The organism is Pseudomonas sp. NPDC087690 (assembly GCF_044743175.1).
GTDB lineage: Bacteria > Pseudomonadota > Gammaproteobacteria > Pseudomonadales > Pseudomonadaceae > Aquipseudomonas.
The window spans coordinates 347,786-362,065 of sequence record NZ_JBIUVX010000001.1; the positions used below are offsets into that span (position 1 = coordinate 347,786).

The 14,280-nt window shown below is 61.4% G+C and carries 11 protein-coding genes; all 11 read right to left on the reverse strand.

Annotated features, from left to right (window positions below):
- Positions 1 to 9: 9 nt before the first annotated feature.
- Genes ACIPIZ_RS01515 through ACIPIZ_RS01565 form a run of 11 tightly spaced genes read right to left on the reverse strand, consistent with a single transcriptional unit; the run spans position 10 to position 14,210 of the window.
- Positions 10 to 1,641, reverse strand: a complete 1,632-nt coding sequence (locus ACIPIZ_RS01515) for an arylsulfatase (RefSeq protein ID WP_401163532.1) — start codon at positions 1,639 to 1,641, stop codon at positions 10 to 12.
- A gap of 38 nt (positions 1,642 to 1,679) precedes the next feature.
- Complete coding sequence (locus ACIPIZ_RS01520; RefSeq protein ID WP_064390111.1) at positions 1,680 to 2,474, reverse strand: cyclase family protein; 795 nt, start codon at positions 2,472 to 2,474, stop codon at positions 1,680 to 1,682.
- On the reverse strand, positions 2,452 to 3,453 hold the full coding sequence (locus ACIPIZ_RS01525) for an NAD-dependent epimerase/dehydratase family protein (protein ID WP_401163534.1): 1,002 nt from the start codon (positions 3,451 to 3,453) through the stop codon (positions 2,452 to 2,454). The genes ACIPIZ_RS01520 and ACIPIZ_RS01525 overlap by 23 nt, the downstream gene beginning before the upstream one ends.
- Positions 3,454 to 3,462: 9 nt before the next feature.
- Positions 3,463 to 4,446, reverse strand: a complete 984-nt coding sequence (locus ACIPIZ_RS01530; protein ID WP_401163536.1) for a fumarylacetoacetate hydrolase family protein — start codon at positions 4,444 to 4,446, stop codon at positions 3,463 to 3,465.
- Positions 4,443 to 5,024, reverse strand: a complete 582-nt coding sequence (locus tag ACIPIZ_RS01535) for a cupin domain-containing protein (protein ID WP_401163539.1) — start codon at positions 5,022 to 5,024, stop codon at positions 4,443 to 4,445. The genes ACIPIZ_RS01530 and ACIPIZ_RS01535 overlap by 4 nt, the downstream gene beginning before the upstream one ends.
- Before the next feature lie 13 nt (positions 5,025 to 5,037).
- Positions 5,038 to 6,285 (reverse strand): MFS transporter, encoded by a 1,248-nt coding sequence (locus tag ACIPIZ_RS01540; protein ID WP_401163541.1) that lies wholly within the window; start codon positions 6,283 to 6,285, stop codon positions 5,038 to 5,040.
- Entirely contained in the window at positions 6,275 to 8,749 is a 2,475-nt protein-coding gene (locus ACIPIZ_RS01545) for an RND family transporter (protein WP_401163544.1), read from the reverse strand. Before ACIPIZ_RS01545 ends, ACIPIZ_RS01540 begins: the two co-directional genes overlap by 11 nt.
- A 4-nt stretch (positions 8,750 to 8,753) precedes the next feature.
- Positions 8,754 to 9,857, reverse strand: coding sequence for a WD40/YVTN/BNR-like repeat-containing protein (locus ACIPIZ_RS01550; protein WP_401163546.1), 1,104 nt, complete (start codon positions 9,855 to 9,857; stop codon positions 8,754 to 8,756).
- A 60-nt stretch (positions 9,858 to 9,917) separates the two neighbouring features.
- The gene (locus ACIPIZ_RS01555; protein WP_401163547.1) at positions 9,918 to 11,306 is read right to left on the reverse strand and encodes a DUF1329 domain-containing protein; all 1,389 of its coding nucleotides are present in this window, start codon (positions 11,304 to 11,306) and stop codon (positions 9,918 to 9,920) included.
- Between the two features lie 12 nt (positions 11,307 to 11,318).
- Positions 11,319 to 13,016: a DUF1302 domain-containing protein gene (locus ACIPIZ_RS01560; RefSeq protein ID WP_122598199.1), complete on the reverse strand. Its 1,698-nt coding sequence runs from the start codon at positions 13,014 to 13,016 to the stop codon at positions 11,319 to 11,321.
- Positions 13,017 to 13,073: 57 nt separating this feature from the next.
- Positions 13,074 to 14,210: an FAD-dependent oxidoreductase gene (locus ACIPIZ_RS01565; protein ID WP_401163549.1), complete on the reverse strand. Its 1,137-nt coding sequence runs from the start codon at positions 14,208 to 14,210 to the stop codon at positions 13,074 to 13,076.
- Positions 14,211 to 14,280 lie beyond the last annotated feature (70 nt).

The following is a 14,280-nucleotide window of genomic DNA, read 5'->3' on the forward strand; positions in this document are numbered from 1 at the left end:
TCTGCCGTGCTAACGCGGCGGAAACGCTACGCCGACCCGCTCGGCATACTTGAGCCACGCGGCTTTGAGCCGTTCGACCGTCTGCGGCTGAGCGGCCGCCAGGTCATGGGTTTCACCCCGATCCTGCGCAACATCAAACAACTGCCATTGCGGCGGCTGCGCATGGTCGCCGAACCCCGTTTGCGGGCGCATGCCCAACAATTTGAGGTTGCCCTCACGATAATAAGCATTGCCGAACAACTCTCCGCCCAGACTCTCAGCGTCGTGAGGGCTGCCCTTGCCTTCGAGCATTGGCAGGATGGATCGGCCGGTAATCGGGTGTTTGTCCGCTTCGCTCGGCAAGGCGATGCCCGCCAGATCAAGGAACGTCGGCGCCAGATCATCCACCCGCGCTACGCCTCTTTCCACACCCTGACGCCGCAGTGCCTTGGGCAGTTGGATGATCGCCGGCACACTGATTCCGCCTTCGGCCGTGGTGCCCTTGAACAAGTGGAAAGGCGCGGCACTGACCTCCGCCCAGCGCAAACCATAATCGATCTGCGAGCCCGGCTGGCCCAGATTGGCCAGGGTGTTATCGGTGTTCACCCCGGGTGGATAGAACTGCGCGTGGTTTTCCGCCGCTGCGCCGTTGTCGGACATGAACACGATCATCGTGTTGTCGTACTGGCCGCTTTGGCGCAGGTAGTCGATAACCCGGCCAATGTTGTGGTCGAGGTTGTCGACCATTGCCGCGTAGATTTCCATTTTCCGCGCTTCGACTTTCTGCTGCTCAGCCGTAAGTTGCTGCCAACCGGGCAGCCGTGGGTTAACGGGCAACGGTTGCGCTGGCTGAAAGTCTTTGTCCACCAGGCCGAGCTTTTTCAGCCGATCAATGCGCGATGAGCGCACGGTGTCGTAGCCTTGATCGAAACGGCCGCGGTATTTGTCGAGGTATTCCTTGGGCGCTTGCAACGGCCAGTGCGGTGACGTGTAGGCGGCATAGGCAAAAAACGGTTTGCCTTCACGTTGGGTGTTTTGCAGATAGCCAATCAGCTTGTCGGTGTAAAAGTCTGTGGAGTAGAACGTCTCGGGAACCTCTACCGACTGGCCGTTTTCACGGTAATGCACTTGCTCCAACGGCGTCGGTGCAACGCTGGCGGGTTTGAAGTGCGTCGCCCCGCCTTCCAGCAAGGTGAATGACTGCTGGAAACCGCGCCGATCCGGGCCTTGATCGGTTTCCAGACCCAAGTGCCATTTGCCGACCATCAGCGTGTTGTATCCACCCGCTTTGAGCAGTTCGGCAACCGAGTAGGCCCGCCCGCTCAGAAACCCTTCATACCCCGGTTTACCCTGTTGAAACGGTTGCAAGGCTTCGGCCATGGTGCCCAGCCCGACGAGGTGATTGTCAGTGCCGGACAGCAACATCGATCGGGTGATGGAACAGGTCGGCGCCGCGTACATGCTGGTGAACTGCACGCCCTGTTGGGCCAGTTCATCCAGCCTCGGGGTGTGAATCTCGCCGCCATAGCTGCCCAGATCCGAATATCCGAGATCGTCCGCCACAATCAGCAGAATATTCGGTTGGCTGGCCGCCAGAGCCAAGCCGCTGCCCATACTCAGGGCGCAAAAAAGTGCCGTCAGCGGTAATCGCGATAGAGCCATCGGTTTTCTCTTATTGTCGTTGAAGGAGTGTCCGGAATTCACTCTTCGAAAATAGCCACCGCACGCACAAAACCTGCTGACGCATGGCGGATCTTGTAAGGAAAACACGAGACGGTGAAGCCGCTCGCTGGCAGGGATTCGAGGTTGGCCAGTTTTTCCATCTGCCCGTAGCCGATATCGCGCCCGGCCTTATGCCCTTCCCAGATGATCGAGGCATCGCCGCTGGCAGCAAAACGTTCACGGGTGTATTTGAACGGCGCGTCCCAGCTCCAGGCATCCGTGCCGACCACGCGCACGCCGCGTTCCAGCAGATACATCGTCGCTTCGCGCCCCATGCCGATGCCGGCATCGAGATACCCCGGCTGGCCAAACAACGCCCCGGCGCGTGTGTTGACCAGCACGATATCCAGCGGCTGCAACGCGTACTCAATACGCGCCAGTTCCGCTTCAACCTCTTCTGCCGTGACCACGTGACCGTCGGGCAAATGGCGAAAGTCCAGTTTGACCCCCGGCTGCAAGCACCAGTCCAGCGGCAACTCGTCAATGCCAAACGCCGGCTCGCCGCCATCGGTGGTCGAGGCGTAATGCCACGGCGCATCCATGTGAGTGCCGCTGTGGGTGGTGATCTGCAAGCGCTCGGCGGCCCACGATTCATTGCCGGGCATCTGCTCAAGCTGCAAACCCGGAAACATCGCGGCCATTTCCGGCCAGCCTTGCTGGTGATCCATGTAATCGATTTTCGGCAACAGCGGCGGCGGGTCTGTATACGGGTTGTTATCGAGGGTCACCGAAAGGTCGACCAGACGACGTTTACGCTGGATGGGCTGTGACATGAGGCGTATCTCCGTTCAACGGCAGAGGCCGATAAGGGGCTGGGTTGAGGGCGTTGCGAATAAGTGTGGCGACGCTGCCGTCATGGCTGAAGCCGGCAGCACGGGCCAGCGGGGTTTTCAAGGGCGGCATGCGCCCGAACAGGGTTTCAAGCTCAAGATCAGCGGCGAAACTGATCAGCGCACGGCGTTGCTCGCCGTAAGTTGCCGCCAGCGCATCGATGACCTGGGCGATGGACAAATGCAGCACCGGCAGTTGCCAGACCCGCTGTTGCGCGGCGGCGTCATCCAACTCGGCGGCGTGGATCAGGTTGTTCACGCAACAGCGCGCCGACATCCACCACGCCGTTGCTTGCGGTGATACCGGACAGCAATACTCAGCGCCCTCGGCAAAGGCACGCATCAAGTCGCTCATAAAGGCCGAGCGCAAGCCGTTGGGTTCGCGTGGGCGCGCGACAATGCCCGGCAGACGCACCGCGCGGCTGTCGACTTCACCGCGCCGACCCAGATCGATCAGCGCGCGCTCGACCATCACCTTGTGTGTGCCGTACGACAATTGCGGGTGCAGGTCAGCCTGCTCGTTCATCTTTGCCGGCAGATCAGCGCCGTACACCGCGACGCTGCTGGCATACACCAGCACCGGTGGCCGCGCCTTGTTGCGCAGTTGATCAAGCAGTTCGAGGCTGGCCAGCAGGTTGACCTGATAACCCAGTTCGTAATGCGCCTCCGCTGCTCCGCCGGGAATGCTGACCAGGTGAAACACCACGTCGATGCCATCGGCCAGGACACGGCGCATCAACGCCGCATCCGTCACGCTGCCGCTGTGCCGACGCAGGCGCGGGTCGTCGGGCAGACCTTGGACATCGGTGTCCAGCACCAGCAACGAACGAATGACTTGCCCGCGCAATCTGCCGCGCGCGAGCAGACAACGCAGCAGTTCGCGACCGACAAAGCCATTGGCTCCGGTAATCAGTACACGCATGGGCGTTCCTTAGCCGTGGGCCTTAACGACGCGTTGATCGATCGCACCAAACAGTGACTGGCCATCGCTGCCGGTGACGTCCATGCGCACGCGATCACCGAAACGCATAAAGCCTGTCACCGGTGCGCCGTGCTCGATCATCTCAATGGCCCGACGTTCGGCGATGCACGCCGAGCCGACATTGCGCTCGACGTTCGACACCGTGCCGGAACCGATCAGGGTGCCGGCGCGCAAGCGACGGGTTAAGGCCGCGTGGGCGATCAGCTCACCAAAATGAAAGTTCATCTGCGCGCCGTGCGGCTGGCCAAACCATTCGTCGTTCCACTGCACTTGCAGGGGCAAATTCACGCGGCCATCGCGCCAGGCTTCGCCGAGCTCATCCGGGGTAATCGCCAGCGGGGCAAAACTGGAGGACGGTTTGGCTTGCAGGAAACCGAACCCGGTGCGCATTTCCCGCGGTGCCAGCGCACGCAGGCTGACATCGTTGATCTGCAGGATCAGTTTGATGTGCTGCAAGGCGTTTTCCGCCGAACAGCCCATCGGCACATCATCGACCAGCACGGCAAATTCGCCTTCGAAATCGATGCCCTGGCTTTCGCTCGGCAGTTCGATGTCATCGTGTGCGCCGATAAAGTCATCACCGGCGCCCTGGTACATCAACGGCGTGCGGTCAGCGCCCTCGATCGGCTCGAGATTGAACGCCTTCTGCATCAGTGCGCCGTGGCTGAGAAACGCCGAACCGTCGCACCATTGATAAGCACGCGGCAGCGGCGCCATCGCCTGCGCGGGGTCGAAGGCCAAGGTCTGACCTTGATCGCCGTTTTCCAGTTGGTTCGCCAAGGCCTGTAAGCGCGGCTCGGTTTCAGCCCAGTTTTCGATGGCTTGCTGCAAGGTCGGCGCTACCGAACGGGCGTCAATAGCCCGAGACATGTCGCGCGAAACCACCACCAATTGGCCGTCACGGCTGCCGTTTTTCAGGGTTGCGAGCTTCATGACTTTTCTCCCGGGCAGTCTTGCAATTCAGCGGCGAAGCGCCCGTCCAGCAGGATAAACACCATGCGCGCCATGGCCTCAGTACGGTTGCTCCACGCGTGATTGGTGCCGCGTTGAACCACCACGTCGCCACGCTTGAGGTGGACCTCTTCATCGTCGAGCACCAGCCAGACTTCGCCTTCGGTGACGATGCCGTAATCGAGGGTTTCGGTGCGGTGCATCAGTTTGTGCCGCGAGTTCGCTTGGCCGGTGCCGGCATGCGCTTGGCCAATCTCGGCAAATGCGGCCGCAGCAGCGGCAGCGCTGACCTGGTTCTGCACGCTGTCTGGTGGAATGTCGACGACACGAATCACACTGCCCTGCGGGCCGGGGCTCAGCTGTAAAGGTTTGCCGGTTGGATCATCGGCATTGTCGAGCAGTGCCGGACTGCCGCTGCTGTTCCATATTTCATGAAACACCGTGCCTGGCACCGCTTGCAGTGCGAAGACGTTAGCGGTTGCGCCGAGACTGGCGACGACGGCGCGGCCGTGGGCATCATGCCCGGTGACCACGCGTTTGAAAGGGGGAAGCGCTTGCATGGAAAATCCTCGTTCAATGGCCGTTGCCGATGGAGTCGTGACCGCCGACATGGGCGCGTTTCAACAGACCACCGAGCCTCGGCACGGACAGACAAAACAGCGCCACGACCAGTTGCAGCCAACCGATCATGGCCAGTGCTTGCGGCAATGCCGTGGAAGCTCCGGATGTGATGGCGAGTACCACCAGCGGGCTGATGAATTCGCCAGCGAAAATCGCCGCGGTGAAACACCCCGCCGCGCGCCCACGCTGGTCAAAACCGACTTGCGCCATGATCCAGGTGATCAACGTCGGCAACATCAGGCCGATGCCCAGACCGTTGATCAAGACCGCGACCACCACTTGCGCGTGGCTGCCGGCAGCGGCCATCAACAGGCCGCCGATACCCGCGAGACCATAGGCAATCAGCAACACATGCTGGCTGCGCAGACCGCTCAACAAGCGAAAACTCAAGGCCCCGACGAGCACGCCGAGTTGATTGGCGCCCATGGTCATGCCGATCTGCTGCGGCGCATCCACGTGCAACAAGTTGAGCAAGTAGCCGGCCTGCACCGGCACGATGAACAGGCTCAGTCCCGCGAGCAGCGACAATGCATACAGGGGCGTCAGTGCCCGCCATGGAAATGCGCGCGGGGCTGGCACCGGCGCCGTTGTCGCCGGTTGCACGCGCGGTTGCGGCTCCCAGAGTTTCCACGCCATCAGCGGCAGGAAAATCAGCCCGACCGCGTACAGCGCAAACGGTGCGCGCCAGTCGTCCTGACCGAGAAAACCACCCAGCGCGATAAACACCGCAGCGGACAGTGAGGTCGCGACCATTTGCAAGGCGAACAAGCGCTCGCGTCGGGCGCCGCTGTAGTAGTCGCCCATCAGCGTCGTGCAACAGGTCATGATCCCCGCCTCCGCCAGACCGATCCCGGCGCGGCTGGCGACGATGGCCTGCAGCGAATCAAGCCACAGCGGTAACACACCGCAAAGCGTGTACAGGGCCATGCTCGCCAACAACAGCGGTTTGCGTCCGAGCCGATCGACGATGACCCCGGCAAACGGCGCCAGTACTGCAATCATCAATGCCGGCAAGGTCAGCACGATCGGCACCAGCACCGTGCTGCCCGCGACATCGGCAAAATGGGCCTGCATGCGCGGCAATACCGGTGCGAGCAATACCGCGCCGAGCACTGGCAGACAGCTGCCGAGCAGCAACAGCAACGATTGCGTCAAACCGGCGCGGCGGCCGCTGTTTTCCAATGAAGACTCAACGGCCATGACAGGTCTCCCGATGACGCGATTGAACAACATCTACCGCCACGGCCCGCGACGGCAGGCTCAGATTGATCGCCTCCTCCGGCGTTTCTGCGTCGGTGTTCGTCCGCCGTGCAGGCAGCAGGAAGTACGCCAGCGCTGGCAATAGCAGCAGCGCGCCGACCATGTTCCAGACGAACATGAACGCCAGCAACACGCCCATGTCAGCCTGGAATTTGATCGGCGAGAAGATCCACGTGGCCACGCCAATGGCGAGCGTGATGCCGGTGAGCATCACCACTTTGCCGGTGGACACCAGGGCGCGGTAATAGGCCTCTGACAGGCTCGCGCCCTGGCGCAGATGGCCGAGCAGGATGCTCATCACGTACAACGCATAGTCGACGCCAATGCCGACACCCAACGCGATCACCGGTAACGTCGCGACCTTTACGCCGATGTTCAGCCAGACCATCAACGCTTCGCAGAGGATCGAGGTGACCATCAGCGGAATCACCGCGCACAACGTGGCGCGCCACGAACGGAAGGTTATCAGGCACAGCACGATCACCGCGCCGTAGACCCAGAACAACATCTCGCGATTGGCTTGCTTGACCACGATATTGGTCGCCGCTTCGATGCCGGCATTGCCCGCTGCCAGCAGGAACTGCACGTCCTGGTCGTTATTGGCGGCGGCGAATTGCTCAACGTGCTCGACCAGCCGCGTCAGCGTTTCAGCCTTGTGGTCGGTGAGGTAGGCGTACAGCGTGAGCAGGCTGCAATCCTCGTTGTACAAGCCGCGTGGCGCACTGGCGGTGATCATGTTGAGCATCGCCTGATTGTTCTGCAGCTCGTACCACTTGGCGCTGCCTTCGCTAAGGCCAACCAGCATGCGCCGGTTGAGCAAGGCCAGCGAGTTGGTCGAATCCACCCCCGGCAATGCACGCAGTTGCCAGTCCAGCGCATCGACCTTGGCGAGGATGTCGTAACGCGCACATTGCCCGGCCGGGGTCTTGACCATCACTGCGAACAAATCACTGCTGGCGCCGTAATGCCGGGTCAAAAACGCATCGTCCTGGTTGTAGCGTGAGTCGGCCCGCAGCTCCGGTGCCCCGGCATCCAGATCACCGATCTTCAATTGCAGGCTGACCACAAAGCCCAATGCCGCCAACGCCAGGCTGATGGCAATGCACAGGCTGGCCCAGCGACGTCGGGTAAACAGATCGAGAAAGCGCCAGAAGCCATGACGCCGCGCGCCGGCCTGATCGTTCTGCTCGCTTTTGAGGCTCAATTGCGCCGCGCGCGGCGTTACGCCGACATAGGACAGCAACACCGGCAGCAGAATCAGGTTGGTGAAAATCAGCACCGCCACACCGATACTGGCGATCACGGCCAGATCCTGAATCACCTGGATCTTGATCAGCATCAGCACGGCAAAACCCACTGCGTCGCAGAGCAATGCCGTCAGCCCGGCCAGAAACAGTCGTCGAAAGGTGAAGCGCGCGGCCACCACCCGGTGCATGCCGCGACCGATGTCCTGCATGATGCCGTTCATTTTCTGCGCGCCGTGGCTCATGCCGATGGCGAACACCAGAAACGGCACCAGCACCGAATACGGATCCAGTTGATAGTCGAGCAACGGCAACAGGCCCAACTGCCAGACCACCGCCACCAGCGAACAGAACACCACCAGCACGGTGCTGCGCAGGCAGCGTGTGTACCAGAACAGCACGGCGGTGGTGATTAGGATTGCGACGGCGAAGAACAGCAGGATCTGCTTGAGCCCGGCAATCAGGTCGCCGACCTTTTTCGCGAAACCGGTGATGTGAATGTCGATCCTGTCGTTCTGATACTGGCTGCGCAACGCCTCCAGTTGCTCGGACAGCACCGAGTAATTCAGCGCTTGGCCGTCGGCAGTCGTGGCTAGCAACGGCACATAAATGATGCTCGAGGTTTGATCGAACGCTACCAGTTGGCCAAGCTCGTTGGAGCGCTGCACGTTGCGGCGCAAAGCCTCGAGACTGGCCGGTGTGCCGGCATAATCGTCCGGGATCACCGGGCCGCCATCCAGGCCGTCTTCAGTCACAGCGACCCAACGCGTTGCCGGCGTCCACAGCGACTTCATGTAGGCACGGTCGACGCCGGGCAGCAGGTAAAGCTTGTCGCTCAAGGCCTGCAAGGTTTTCAGATACTCAGCGTCGTAGATATCGCCCTGGCGATTGGCGACGACAATGCGCAAGGAGTTGCCCAGACCGCTGAGTTGCTTTTGATGTTGCAGATAATTGGCGATGTAGGGTTGTTGCGTGGGAATCATCTTTTCGAAACTGGCGTTCAGCTCGACGCGCGTGGCCTGATAGCCCAAGAAAAGCGTGGTCACCAGGCACACCAGCAGCACCCACAACCGGTGGTTGAACAAAGTGCGTTCCACGACCGAGCCGGAGCGCGGGTCGAAACTCGCCAGGCTGGCCGTGGCGTTGTCGAATGGTTTCATAACCTCACTCCGAAGCTGTAGCAGTGGGCGACGCCAGGCGCGTCAACCCGGTAAAACCGGCCAGCACCAGGCTGCCATCGGCGGCCTGCACGACACTGGCAATCGGTTTGCCCAGCGGTTTGCCGAAAGGCTGCAGGGTGGGTGCGGCGCCCGTGGTGCGAAACATTGCGCCCGCCTGATTGACCAACAACAGCTGGCCGTCAGCGGTGCGGATCGCTTCACTGAAGGACACGGGCATCGGTACGGGCGCGGGCAAAAAGCTGTCGCCGCCGTCGGTGGAAATGAACGCGTTGCCTTTCAATCCTGCCGCCAGCAGCGCGCCGTCATCGCGTACTTGCAGGGCGAAGAAACTGCCGCTGTAAGGGCTGTCGAGCGCAACGAAAGATTGTCCGCCGTCCTCGGAACGCGCCACATAGCCTTGCTCGCCAGCGATGAACCAACGCTCGCCTTGTTGCGCGATGGCATACAGATGCGCCCCCATCGGATTGTCGATATGGCCCATCAGCGACTGCCAGCTCACGCCGCCGTCTTCGGTGGTAAAGGCGAGGCCGTAGGCGCCGACGATCAGGCCGTGACGCGCATCGGTGAACGTGAGGCTCAGAAACGGTTTGTCCGCGCCTTCGCTGACCATCCGTTCGGCGGTTTGCACGCGCGCCGCCGCTGCGTCCGGGTCAGTGGCTGTCGGCAGTTGCTCGCGTGCGGCGTGCAACTCCAGTTGCGCAGCGCGATTGCCGTCCAGCTGCAACGCCCAGTTTTCGCCGCCGTCGTGGGAGACCAGCACCGCACCGGCATGGCCGACCGCCCAGCCGGTGTTGGCATCGACAAATTGCACCGCCGTGAGACTGACGGAGACCGGCACCTGCGCCTGCCGCCAACTGATGCCGTTGTCATCGGAGAGCAAGACGATGCCGCGTTCGCCGACTGCCACCAACCGCGCGCCCGCCCGGGCCAGATCAAGCAAGACCGCTTGCCGGGCCTGCGGCGCGTGCATCGCCGGGGTGTGCAAGACATCACCGACGGCAGCGGCCTGAGCCTGGCTTACGGGTAATACGCAAGGCAGCGCCAGCAGCGCTAACAACCGCCCGAGCACCTGACAGATTCTGTTCATACCGACCTCGAAACCACCTGTGAAACCGGATCGCCACACCGTGTGGCGATCCGGCCCGATTCAACGAACCCCGGCACCCGCCATCGCCGCCGGCGAGAATTCAGACGCCTTGTAGCGATCGACCACGCCGTATTGCTCAGGCAGACCGGTGTAGACGTTCTGGATAAACCAGGCGCCGGAGGTCAGGTCGTAGAAACCCGAAGACAGCTGCGCCTGCGCTGGCAGATCCGGCAGCACGGCCGGTAGCGACCACAAGGTTTTGGCGAGTTGGCCGTTGGCGTCCCAACGATCACCGAGCATCGCTTGCCAGGTGTCTTCGTCGAGGTAGTAACGGCCCTTCGGCAGTTGGTGACGTTTGCCCGGTGCGAGTTCGGCGTCCACCACCCACACGCGGTGCAATTCCCAGCGCACGTAATCAGGATTCATGTGATGGGCCAGAAACAAATCTTCCGGCTTGCCTGCGGTCAGGACTTTGTTGGTGTTGTAGGGGATATACATTTCCTGCTTGCCGACCAGCTTCCAGTCGAAGCGATCGATGCGCCCCTGGAACACGCTCAACTCATCGAACGACATCACCCCGGCGGTGGCCGGCGTCGGTGTGTCGCAGCAGGCATTCGGCAACTTGCGCACGCGGCGCTGGCCGGTCAGATAGACGTGGGCCTGGGACTTGTCGCCGTTGATATTGGTGCGCCCCATGATTTGCTCACCGGCACGCAACGGCGGGCCGACGTTAAGCAGACGGAACAGCCAGTAATCACCAGCGAAGCTTTCCGGCGTGCCGTCCTGGTAGTAATACGGCATGTCCTGAATCGCCTGGCCGTCGGTGGTCATCACTTGTTTGCCGTCTGCGGTCATCAGGTAATGACGAAAGTGCATGGCCAGTGACGTGCCGCGCCAGTTGAGGATGTGGTTCCACATGGCTTCGGCGCCGTTATGCGGAATCGGGAATGGAATACCGCCAAACGCACCTTCGGGCACAGGTCCGGCGCTGCTGTCGACCAGTTTGGCGCGGGTGGCATTTTTCAGGGTGTTGTCATACACCCATTGCGGGGCGGCGGCCGAGCGACGGGTCGGATAGACATCGATGCGATAGGTGTCGGGAAAACGCTTGAACATCTCCTTGGTGCCATCGCTGAGCTTGGCGGCGTATTGCGCCAGGTTTTTCGAGGTGATGCTGAACAGCGGCTTGTCAGCCGCAAACGGATCGCTACGTTTGCCGCCCCGTTTGTACGCGGGGTCGACCTTGGTGTAACCGCCCTGCCAGGCCGGAATGCTGCCGTCGGCATTGCCTGCGCGCTCGGCACCCATTGGCGTGAGACTGCTCGACAGTTTGGCCGCCTCTTCTGCGGTGGCCGCAGTTGCAACCTGACTCAGGACGGTCAGCGTTCCGAGCAAGGCAAAGCACAGGGCCTTCAGCCGTGGGAAGCGATTGTGGTGGTGAGAAGTCATGCGCAAGTCCTCTTAAAACGTGGTCTTGACGGAGAAGGCGAGGTAATCCCGATCCTTCAGCGATTGCTTGTAATTGAACTGGCTGAGGCCGTTGAGGTTGGTGTCCTCGGCGCCGTAGTAATGCGTGTAGGTCAGGCCGGCCGTGACGCGATCGAGGTAAGTGGCGGTGATACCGATGTTGATGTCGCCACCGTTGTCCGGGCCGAACGAGCTGACCACCGCGGATTTACCCAGCGGGAAATAACTGACGCCGACCGGAATGCTGATATCGATGCCGGAGAAGAACTGCCGGTACGTCGGCGTGTAGACGACTTTGAAACCGAGGCCATCATCAGTGGCGTTCGGGTCCAGCGCGGCGCGATTTTTAGTGACGCTGAGCAAGCGGTTCCACGCCACTTCGCCAACCAGTCCGGACTCGCGGGCGATGAAGTTCGGGCCAAACGACGCCAACACGTTCAGGTTGACGTGGGCGGTGCGGCCGACGGCGTAGAGCGCGTCATCATCATTGTCGGCAATGACGCCGGGCAGCACGGTCTGACCGTTTGAAACCAGCGGCATGTTCCAGCGCATCGACGCTTCACCGGCGAAGCTGTACTCGTCCACGGTGGTGGAAAAACTCGCGCCCAGCGCGCGAATATCTTCGGGGTAAACCCAGTAGTATTCGCCGATCTGTCCGGTGCTGAAGTTCGGCGCCGCCGTCGACGGTTTCAGATACAGCTTCGGCGTCTTGTCGTGGTACTGAATGGCGTAGAGGCCGTATTCGACGGTCTCAGCGCTGTATTTCAGTTGCAGACCGCCCTGCCCCGAACTGCGCGCTTCCTTGTCATTACCGTGGAAAAACGCGGCGGGACTGGCCGGGTTGCCGCCGAGGAATGCCGGGAACGGCGCACCGACGATCAGACGCTCATTGCCTTCGCCAATGGTGTCGCTGGTGGAGAAATAACTGCCGGCGGCGGGCAGTCGGGTTTCTTCCCATTCGAGTTGGTAGTACGCGCCGAGCGATACGTCGTCCGTCAGTTGGAAGGTGCCCGACAGTTGATTGACCGGACGGGTGATTTCCTTGAACTGCGTGTTAGGCACCGACTGCGCCTTGACCACGTCAACCGGGGCCATGCCACCGGCAATGCCGTTGGCGCCGAAGAACAGGCTTTCGCCCCAGATCAGGCCATGACGGCCGGCGCGCACCGACGTTGCGCGGTCGGCCAGTTCACCGTTCCAATAAACGAAGGCGTCGAGAATTTCGCCGTCACCTCCGTGCAAATGACGGGTGTCATCGGTGAACTCGTCGTAGCCGACCGAACGTGCGTTGGCGCGGGACGGATCGTTATTGTCGTTGTTGCCCTGGTACTCGCTGTCGTACCACGCTGCACCACTCAAACGCGCGCCGAAGTCCTGAAACGACAGATCCAGTTCCGAGAGAATGTCGGTGCGATTGGAGATCAGGCCTTTTTTGAAGGCACGATCGCCATCGTCCTGATTGAGCGCCACCTGACCCTCGGTCAACTTGCTGCTCGGATTCTGCGTGCGCCAGGCAGCGCTGTACTTGATCGTGTTGTCCCAGCGCAGCTTGAAATCCGGGTTGCCGGTATCGATGTCGAAAGCGTGAGCGGCCTGGCTGCACAGCACCAGCAGCGCAGCAACGCTCAAACCAAAGGGTGCAGACGAGCAGACCGGGCGACGCGCGAGCGCCGCAGTCGTAGAACTAACCATCGCGTTAACCTCTTGTTTTTATAGTGGTAACTGCTGTGGATGAGGCGCAGGTGGGGCTTAGATCGGCTCGGCGGTGCGCGCGAGCATTTGCTTGACCAGGCCAATGCGATCGAAGGCGCGGTCGTGCTGCATCTCCTTGTCACCGGCCAGCACCGAGCTTTCGCTGATGTATTTGCAACGTTCGAAGCGCCGCGCCATGAAGCGCTGCAACTGCTGCTCGACGCTGGTGGTGGCGGACTGCTCGTGAGTGAGTTCTTCGCTGAGCACAATCGCGTCTTCGATGGCCATGCCGGCGCCTTGACCAAGGTGCGGCGTGGTCGCGTGGGCTGCATCGCCGATCAGCAGGACGCGTCCGCGATGCCACGGTTCATCGACGAACACCACTTCCATCGGCTTGTAGACGACTTGGCTGTTGTCGGTGATTTTCTCGCGCAGTTCGCCGATCAGCCCGGTAAAACCTTGCAGGCGCTGGCGCATCTGCGCGGCCAGATCGGCAGGATCCATCCACGGATTGGACGGTTCGTGGGAGGTCAGAAACAGGTACATCAAGTCGCCGGCCAGCGGCACCAGCCCGGCGTTGCCGTCAGCGCTTTGATAGTTGGCCAGATGGTCGATTTGGGGCGCGCGGGGAAAGTTGTAGCGCCACACCGACTGACCAGTGAAACGCGGGGTGTACGCATCGCCAAAGACCAGGCTGCGCACTTTCGAGAACAGTCCGTCGGCACCGACCACCAGGTCGTAGTGGCCGCGATTGCCGTCGGTAAACAACACGTCGACCTCTGTGCCGTTGTCGTCCAGCGCTTCCACACTCAGGCCCAAACGCACGTTGGCGCCGAGTTGCAGAGCGGTTTCGCTGAGAACTTTATGCAGCGCCAAGCGAGAAATGCCGACGTTGGCGGGATACTGCGGGCCGGCCAGTCGCTGACCCGGAATGCGCGCCAGTTGTTGCCCGCCCGGGCCGTAGATGGCGACGTCTTCGAAGGCATAAGCGGCGTCCAGATAACCATCAAGAACGCCCAGCTTGGCCATCTCACGGACGACGTTGCTCTGCTGAATAATCCCGACGCCATAGACTGTCCATTCGGACTTGAGCTCGATCAGGTCGACCTCAATACCTTTACGTCGCAAGGCGATGGCCGCACACAAGCCACCGATACCACCGCCCACGATCAGAACGTTGTTCACTGCACTCATGGTGTTCTCTCTTTTTATTCTTGTGATCGATGCTGCGTCGGGCACGGCATCGTTGGATGAAGCTTCCCGG